The 7608-nt window shown below is 57.3% G+C and carries 6 protein-coding genes and 1 pseudogene; 4 read left to right on the forward strand and 3 right to left on the reverse strand.

All coding sequences use genetic code 11. The features are described from left to right. Positions 1-188 precede the first annotated feature (188 nt). Entirely contained in the window at positions 189-824 is a 636-nt protein-coding gene (locus AAC645_RS09275; RefSeq protein WP_340315469.1) for an LLM class flavin-dependent oxidoreductase, read from the forward strand. Positions 825-933: 109 nt separating this feature from the next. Here AAC645_RS09275 and AAC645_RS09280 read toward each other — a convergent pair whose 3' ends face one another. After that, entirely contained in the window at positions 934-2901 is a 1968-nt protein-coding gene (locus tag AAC645_RS09280; RefSeq protein ID WP_340315470.1) for an oxidoreductase, read from the reverse strand. 313 nt (positions 2902-3214) lie between these two features. Next, positions 3215-4387, reverse strand: coding sequence for an epoxide hydrolase family protein (locus AAC645_RS09285; RefSeq protein ID WP_340315472.1), 1173 nt, complete (start codon positions 4385-4387; stop codon positions 3215-3217). 8 nt (positions 4388-4395) lie between these two features. Between AAC645_RS09285 and AAC645_RS20430 the strand changes: the two are divergent. Next, positions 4396-4562, forward strand: a pseudogene (locus tag AAC645_RS20430) (IS3 family transposase); the annotation flags it as partial. A gap of 636 nt (positions 4563-5198) precedes the next feature. On the opposite strand, the gene AAC645_RS09290 reads toward AAC645_RS20430, so the two are convergent. Next, complete coding sequence (locus tag AAC645_RS09290) at positions 5199-5849, reverse strand: TetR/AcrR family transcriptional regulator (RefSeq protein WP_340315474.1); 651 nt, start codon at positions 5847-5849, stop codon at positions 5199-5201. Positions 5850-6355: 506 nt separating this feature from the next. On the opposite strand from AAC645_RS09290, the gene AAC645_RS09295 reads away from it, so the two are divergent. Beyond that, entirely contained in the window at positions 6356-6568 is a 213-nt protein-coding gene (locus tag AAC645_RS09295; RefSeq protein WP_340315476.1) for a hypothetical protein, read from the forward strand. 56 nt (positions 6569-6624) lie between these two features. After that, positions 6625-7494 (forward strand): SDR family NAD(P)-dependent oxidoreductase, encoded by an 870-nt coding sequence (locus AAC645_RS09300; RefSeq protein WP_340315478.1) that lies wholly within the window; start codon positions 6625-6627, stop codon positions 7492-7494. Positions 7495-7608: the final 114 nt, after the last annotated feature.

The raw sequence follows: 7608 nt of genomic DNA on the forward strand, positions 1-7608 counted from the left end.
AATGCAATCCCTCAACTTTGACACTTAGCGCGATCTGTCAAGCAGGCCTCTTGTCAAATGCAAACCGACCAGTAGTTATCCAAGCAAAGCTGCCCTCGCTGTGGCACCGATTCCGAACACGGATCTTGTCGAGGACCCAAATCCATTCGTCTGGATCAGCGGATTGATAATAATAAATTTTGACATTGGTGAGCTCGCCCACAGGCATGCGCAAGGCTGGCCTTATTGCCGTTGCTCTTGAGCAGGCGGCCTGGGCCGACGACAAGGGTTTCGATATCATCGAGATGGCCGAGCATCATGGCTCCGACTGTGGCTATCTTCCCTCGCCGGTCCTGCTTGGTGCCTCCTTTGCCGCTTGCACCAGGAAGATGCGGATCTGCCCGACGATCATCGCCCCCTTTTACGATCCGGTCAGGCTGGCAGAGGATCTGTGCACGCTCGACAACATCTGTGATGGCCGGCTCGAAGTGATTATTATCGGCGGTTGGGTTCCATCCGAGTTCGAGATGTACGGTGTGTCCTCTAATGATCGCGGGCTCCTGATCGAACAGACGCTGGAGGTGTTGCGCTGCACATTCGATGGGCGTCCGTTCGAGTTCGATGGACGCCGTGGTCGCGTAACCCCGCCACCGGCATCGCCCCATGGGCCAAAGATTTTTGTAGGCGGGGGTGTCAAGGCCACGGCGAGGCGGGCCGCGCAATATGGCGGCGGCCTTTTCCCGATGACGCATGCGACGGGGTATACACCTCTTTACAAGGAGCTATGCACCGAGTTTGGAAAGGAGCCTGGCCGCGTTGGGCGAAGATCAAGGGTTTCGCTCTAGAATGCAATAACTTCCAGACTAAGTCTACGAAGACCACGACTCAAAGCGTCCCCCAGCAGGATGCCGCGAGTGGTGATGAACTCCGTGATCATAGGCCACTTTCCCGCAATCAGGCCGCCGCCCCCGCAATATGTCCCTCGCGAATAGCTGTCTGCAGATAGCGGGGAGAGTTAGCGTCACCGACGATGAGCAGCTTCTCGCATTTTCCCGCCAGTTCATCATAAACTTCTCGGTTCGGTCTATTATGAGAAACTACAACCACAGTATCGGCGGGAAGCCTGAAACTGTCTGCCTCGGTACCGAATAAGTGTGCCGGCCCGACGACGACTTCCCCGTCCTCAATCGAGATGCCGCGCGTACGGACAAGGTGCCGAAACGGCTTACCCTGCATCCGCTGAAGGTAGGGATCGACCATGTGCGTCTTGCGAGCGTCTGGAGCGAGTTCCGGCAGCGGCGTGACATAAGCAACCTCAAGGCCATGGTTGATCAGAAACTCTGCGGAGCCAAGGCCTTCGAAGTGTCCGGCATCGTCGATCACGACCGCGCTGCTGCCGAGGTTGGACGGCGTGGCCATGAACAATTCGGTCGATGAGATCACTCCGGCCCGGGCCATGTTCCTAATCGGCTCCCCGGCGTGAGCAATCTGGATTCCATCCATCCGCTCCATGGCGCCCGTCGCGATGATCACAGCGTCTGCGCCTATCTCGAGCACGCCGTCAGCATCCAGATATGTGCTCAGTCTGACATCGACGCCCAGGCGGTAAACCTCCTCCTCGAGCCAGGTGACGATGTCGATCAACTGGTGCCGAGTGGGGGCTTTCGCCGCCGCTCGGATCGAACCGCCGAGCTGGGGACTGGCCTCCGCCAGGATGACCTTGTGTCCGCGTATTGCAGCCACCCGCGCGGCTTCAAGCCCCGCGGGGCCGCCACCGACGATCAGGACCGTGCGCGCCTCCGGCGCTGGTTCCAGCAGATGATCGCCCCGCTCGAGCTCATGGCCGGCGCCCGGATTCACCGTGCACTCGGCTGCCAGTCCGTTGAGCATATTTGCAACACAGGCCTGGTTGCAGGCGATACAGGGACGCACGCGTGCGGTCTCGCCCGCCTGGCTTTTGACGACGAGATCCGGATCGGCAATCATGGCCCTGACAAGACCCACCATATCGGCATCACCGGCGCGAATGACCTGGTCGATCTCTTCCAATGTCCTGAAGCGCCCAGTGACAAGCGCTGGCAGTCTGGTGGCATGAGTGATTGGAATACTGGTCGGCATTTCATAGCCCACCGGCTCATTCATGCCGCCGATCATTTTGTCGTTGCGGACGTAATCACCCACCGACACGTTGACATAATCTATGAGGTTCTGATCTTCCAGCATACGGGTGATGCGGATGGTATCATCCAGTCCAATCCCGCCCGGCGCAAGATCCGTGCCCACGCGAACACCCACCACGAAGTTCGGTGAAACGGCGCTCCGGATGGCCTTCAGCACCTCGATTGTGAAGCGCGCCCGGTTTTCGAAGCTGCCGCCATATTCATCGTCTCGCCGGTTGGTGAGCGGCGAAAGAAACTGATGCGGCAAGTAGCCATGCGCGCAGTGCACATCCACGCCATCGAGACCATATCGTTCCATGCGATGCGCACATTCGGCGTACGAGCCGACGATCTCGTCGATCATTGCCTTGGTCATGCGAAGCGGAACTACCCGTTTCACGATGTTCGGCGCGTCAGATGCACTCCAAGGAACAATCCCGTCAAAACCGGCGTAGTTGCCTCCGTGCCAAAGCTGCTGAAAAACTCTGGTCCCATGAGGTTTTATCCGGTCGACGAACTTCCGCATGGCATCTTCGATCGTTGGATCGAAGATGTCCATGAATCCCAGGGTGGTAGGATGGACCGATCCTATTTCATTGATGACAAGCCCCACACCACCGCGTGCCCGCGCTTCGTGGTAGGCGATTACGGCATCATTCATCGTGCCCCGACCTAGCCCCATCGCGTGCGCGGGCCGGAAAGTCCGGTTCTTGATCTCGAGGTTGCCGATTTTTATCGGTTTGAAAACATGTGTATACGCCATAACGTTCCTCAACCCCGGATAGTCTTATCGAACTCGCTCCCGTATTTTCCAGGAGCTCTCTAGCGGAGCAGAGCCCGACCTGATCACCGCTGCAAATTTGTTTTTTGGTTTGACGAAACATTGGAGTTGAGAGCGAACTGATGCAATTGCGCAGCTTTGACACTCAACGCGCTTTGTCAAACAAGCCGCCTGCCAAATGCAGACAGGCTATATCCCGGCCATTTCACATGGTCCTTGGTTTTTTGGAAGACGCCCCTCATGGCTAAGAGCGGCTAGGGTTCGCAGCGCCCAGCGAAGACATGACAGGGCGCGCCTACGCACTGCCTGCTTCAGGCCCACCCATCGCGGCCGCCATGGCTCCAAAGCACGCTCTCAACTCATCCGTGAAAAGTGCTGGTTGTTCGAAAGCAGCGAAATGGCCGCCAACCGGCAGTTCGTTCCAGTGGACGAGGTCCGGATAGCTGCGCTCTGCCCAGCGGCGGGACGTGCGCATCACTTCCTTGGCGAACAAGCTTACCCCCACCGGCAGGTCAAGCCGCTTCGGTTCAAATGCGCGAGCGCTTTCCCAATATAAGCGCGCTGATGATGCTCCACTATTGGTGAGCCAATAGTGAGTGATGACGTCCAGCAACTCATCGCGGGTAAGGACGTCTCCAGGCATTCCGTCATGGCCCGTAAATTCTTCAAATTTCTCATAAATCCAGGCCGCTTGGCCGATAGGCGAGTCCGCCAGCGCATAGCCAACAGTTTGCGGGCGGGTACTTTGAATCTTCTGATATCCGGACTCGTGCTCCCAATAATACTGCATTCGCTCGATCGCGCTGGCTTCCGCCGCCGTCAGGTCGGCGAGGTCGCTTTCCTGGGGAGGCGCGATCGGCATGTTGAGATGAATGCCCAGGCAGTTCAGCGGCGCTGCATTGGGGATCGCGGTCGTTACGGCTGCGCCAAAATCGCCTCCCTGTGCAAAGAAGCGATCATAGCCAAGTCGAAGCATGATGGTGACCCACGCCTCAGCGATCTTCTCGACGCCCCAGCCTCGATCACTCGGCTTTCCGGAAAACCCATAGCCGGGCAGTGAGGGAATTACGACATGGAAGGCTGGTGCCTCGGGCGCGCCATGGCTGGCTGGATCCGTCAATGGCCCAACCACTTTCAGGAATTCGAGCACAGATCCCGGCCAACCATGAGTTAGCACAAGCGGCAGTGCGCCGCGCTGTTCACTGCGCACATGGATGAAGTGGATCGCCAGGTCGTCAATTTCGGTGATGAATTGGGGGAATGTGTTGAGCGTCGCTTCGCACCGACGCCAGTCATATACCTCTGCCCAATAGCGGCACAAATCCTGCATCGCCGCGAGCGGAACGCCTTGACTCCAGTCGCTGACCGTTTCCGCAGCGGGCCAGCGCGCTGACGAGAGGCGGCGGCGAAGGTCCTCCAGTTGCGCCTCCGGAATCGCCACTGTGAAGGGCGTGATTGTTTCGGCCATTTCCATTTCCTCCCGAACGCTTCTTCGACACCCTCGGGTCGAACTTGTCCACCAGCGCAGATAGACGACACGCGAAAAGGCCCGCATGGATCTCTTCGCCTATATCGAACACTGTTATAATCGGCGGCGCATCCACTCGACCGTCGGCTATAGAAATCCCAGACAGGCCGGACGATACATGGCCCAAACTTCGGCTGATACCGGCACCTATCTCCGCGCCAGCCGATTAATTCAATCCCAAAAAAGACGTCTCCGCCAAAGCAGGGTTAGCACTACACCAGTCCTGCGCCCCGCAGCGTGCCCTGCCAAATCAGACACCTGGTGCGAAACGTCCGGCTTGTGTTCGCGTCTCTGTTCAAGCCGAGCATTGGTCGGCGCTCCTGATATCATGTTCGAATGCAGCGACGCGAGACGGGCGGCACCGCAAATCATCCGCATCTGCTATCGCACAGAAGTCTCCACCTGCTACAGACGTCGTACAAGGAGGTGTCGATTCGGCCACCTCCGCCCGTTCCGTGGCGTATTCCCAGGCGAGGATCGATGCGTTCGACTGCGGCGCCGTGGAACCGTGGGCCCTGGCCAACCGCGTGATCGATTAAGCGATGTTCCTGCGCATCTGGAGAATAAGCGGTGCGGTCGGGAAGGTCGCCATAAAGTTCATGCGGATCCTGCCTTGATCAGCAGCGAGGATCAGCCGCCGAATCTGATTCTCCGAGCCTTTCCACGAACACAATCCGCGTGCGGCCCAACGACGCTCGCCCTGCGCAGCTCATCGTCGCCGGTTGCGTCAACGCCTGCAACAGGACAGATGCTATCCGCGATCTTTCCTGAATTTCGTTGATGCACCTAACATGATAATATCTACATTGAACATCCAACTATCGAACATCTCGTCGATGGAGCACCCGCCTTCCATCCAATCTCTTACGGGATTGTTCAGAACCGACAAAAGCTGGTAACTGACCTCCCAGTGCTCCTTTTTGACTTCTGACACTCCAAAATTTGTTCTCAGAAGTGGGAAGAAATGTCTCGCACTCTTTTTGACAAGTTTTCGATAGAGATCATAGTCCGAAAACATAATCCGCTCTGCCGCCGCGACATAATCCGGATATATCTCTGTTAGCTTACGACAAGTGCTTAAAAAGCGGGACAACGGATTATCGCCTTGGCCCAGTTCCGCTGCATGAAGCAAAATCTGATCATTGAAATCCACTAAGGACATCGCAATGATATCTTTTTTCGTTCCAACGAGGTTATGTATGTTTTGACGGGAAGTGTCGCATTCTTGCGCCAGACGCTGCACTGTCAGCGAGGAATCACCACCTTCGGCGATCAAGCGCCTCGCCGTTGCCAAGATAAGCCGACGCCGTTGATGCTGCGCCCCGATTTGTCCACGCGGTGAGGCGCCGCTCGTCTGGGGGGTAAACGGGCATGGTGGAACATCTAGCACCGGCGAAATCATCGAAAGACCCCGCGACGTTGCACAGACATTGTCCAAATTGACGCTACAATGGGCATAAGCTCACCCTCTCCTGATCAAGGAGGTAGCACTCAACACGCGCCCATGCAAACCGGCACGTGGGCAGATTCCCTTCTTATAGTGCTGCCATCATCGGCTCATCTGCGCGCCCCCTGTGGGTGCCAAGAGCCGCAGGTATCCACAGGGTTGTTTGGCCGATTGATGAGGGTCCGCCAGGTATCGCTTCTCATCAACAGCTTGATTCTACCCGTTTGACAAAGCCCTAAGAGTGTCAAAGTTTCACGATTGCGTCAGCCCCGCACCAACGCCAAGGCTCCGTCGGAGCGGAGAATGACGCTTAGAACGCGAATTATGGCGGCTCCGCACCGCTGGTTGCAAAAGCGCCCTTATCCCAGTGTTAAATTGAAGTGGGAGGCTAGAGTGAGAAAGCGCGGATCTTTAGCGGCTTTCGTTGGAGCGTTGCTGCCGTCGGCGAACATGCGCAGAGCGTGCCCGGCGCGGTTGCAGATGCTTCCCCGGTCGAGAATGACAGCGTTAGCCAGAGAAGTGAGACCGTCGTTGCGGTTCAGCGCAAGACGGCGAAGCTGCAGGGTATGCCGCTCGCGGTGCAGGCAATTTCAGCGACGATCAAAAAGCTCGGCTTGGCGAGCGATTTCCATTTTGCCGCTATAGAAATAGCAGTGATATCCAACGTAATGTAGATCTATCCGCCTTAAATTCTCCAATAACCCAGGCAATATACTCTGTCGGAGCCGGCATGACAAATCCTGTAATATTGATTGGCGTTAACAGTGACGTTGGCTTCGAGGTTGCCCAGCGCCTTTTGGAAGCCGGAGAGGCTGTAATTGCAACCGCGCGCAACGCGGAGCAGTGTACCGCAATCATGGCAAGGTTGCCCGGGCTCCAGAAGATTTTCCCCATGGACCTCGGAAGCGCGGAGAACGTATTCGAGACCTTGAGCGACATAGTTGCCAACTCCGAGATCGCCGGCGTCATCCTGTGCGCCGCCGCCGGCGGCCACGGGCCGCTCGAGACGGTGCCTCTGGCTACCGCACGAGCCGCACTGGAGACGAACGCCTTGGCGTGCCTCGCGGTTTATCAAGCCTGCATGCCCGCCCTCCGGCGACAGCGCGGACGCTTGGTGTTGGTGAGTTCCGTAAGTGGCAGGATCACTCTACCCTTTGTGGGAGTCTATCAGGCGTCCAAATTCGCGCTTGAAGCGATCGCGGACGTCATGCGCCTGGAGGGAAGCATGTTCGGAGTAAAAGTGGTGCTCGTCGAGCCTGGCGGGATCAATACCAAGATGGTTCAGAGGATGCTTGGCGCGGTAAAGCAAGAGTTGCACGATCTGCCGCAACCCGCGCTTCACCTTTACGGCGACCTTTACAAGAACTTCATCTCCTTGTCGGAGGGCGCGGACTGGTCGCAGATGAGCACTGCGGCGCAAGTCGCCGAGAGCATCGTTGTGGCTTACCGTCACCCCGATCCTGAGCCTCGCTATGTGGTCGGCGCGGACGCCGAGTATCTCATGGCGCAGCGACAAGCTCGAAGCGACCGCGAGATGGATGCCTTCGCTATGGAAATATACGGAGTTAGGCCGCTAGTCGCCAGCGAAGATCAAGGATGATCTCCATCGTGATTTCTTACCCGCTAAGATCGAAAATAGGACAATGACATGCTTGTGCCGCAATCCTTCAATGACCTGACCCCCGAGACGCTGACCAATATTGTCCAGACCGCG

Origin of the sequence: Rhizorhabdus argentea, from assembly GCF_037861105.1 — a bacterium.
GTDB classification, from domain to species: domain Bacteria; phylum Pseudomonadota; class Alphaproteobacteria; order Sphingomonadales; family Sphingomonadaceae; genus Rhizorhabdus; species Rhizorhabdus argentea.

What these genes read in the sequence shown, in the direction of transcription:
- AAC645_RS09300 (WP_340315478.1), top strand. Translation starts at nt 6,625, where the DNA reads ATGACAAATCCTGTAATATTGATTGGCGTTAACAGTGACGTTGGCTTC.
- AAC645_RS09280 (WP_340315470.1), bottom strand. Translation starts at nt 2,901, where the DNA reads ATGGCGTATACACATGTTTTCAAACCGATAAAAATCGGCAACCTCGAG.
- AAC645_RS09285 (WP_340315472.1), bottom strand. Translation starts at nt 4,387, where the DNA reads ATGGCCGAAACAATCACGCCCTTCACAGTGGCGATTCCGGAGGCGCAA.
- AAC645_RS09290 (WP_340315474.1), bottom strand. Translation starts at nt 5,849, where the DNA reads ATGATTTCGCCGGTGCTAGATGTTCCACCATGCCCGTTTACCCCCCAG.